The sequence below is a fragment of the Arthrobacter sp. JCM 19049 genome, from assembly GCF_001310435.1.
Window position 1 is genome coordinate 1 of record NZ_BAXF01000821.1, and the last position, 714, is coordinate 714.

Consider the following 714-nt stretch of genomic DNA (forward strand, 5'->3'; position numbering starts at 1 on the left):
TCTCGCTGCCGGTCTGTGCCGTGGCCCCGGCGCGCTGCTGGTATTCGGCGATCAGCGCCAGCAAGGCCGGTCCGCGCGGACGGCGGCCCGGGATGATGTCGCAGGAGCCGGCCTTGGATTCCTGGATCTGCACGTTCGGGTCCAGGGTGACTCCCAGCAGGTCGTTGGCCGCGTCCCCGCTGACCACTGAATCACTGCCCACACCCCAGTGGTAGGGCAGTCCGACCTGGTGGATGACCTGACCGGAAACGTTCAGCGGCTTGACCCGTTCGGTGACCAGCACCCGGGCCTCGATGGCCGAACGCGGGGAAATGATCGTGGCCCAGCCGTACGGCTCCAGTCCGCGTTCGGCGGCCAGCTGCGGGGAAATTTCGCAGAACATCTCCGGCTGCAGCTCGGAGAGGTAGGGCAGCCAACGGCTCATCCCGCCGGCCGTATGGTGCTCGGTCAGCCGGTAGGTGGTGAACACGAAGGGGTACACCTCGGACCCCGGGGCGCCGGCGCTGGGCGCGCTGAGGTTGTCATCGCGTGGGTAGACCAGCCGGGCCGGGTTCTGCTGCTGGCGGTACAGCGGGTTGGCGACCGGGGATTCCTGCGGTTCGTAGTGGTGGGCAGCGGACCGTCGACCATGCCCTTGGGCGCAAACAGCCAGCCCTTGCCGTCGGACTGCATGATGAACGGGTCGTCACCGGCCAGCGCGGCAGGCCCGCCGAT

The 714-nt window shown here is 68.6% G+C and carries 1 pseudogene; it reads right to left on the bottom strand.

What is annotated here, in order from left to right:
* A pseudogene (locus JCM19049_RS16515) lies at positions 1-714 on the bottom strand (molybdopterin dinucleotide binding domain-containing protein); the annotation flags it as partial.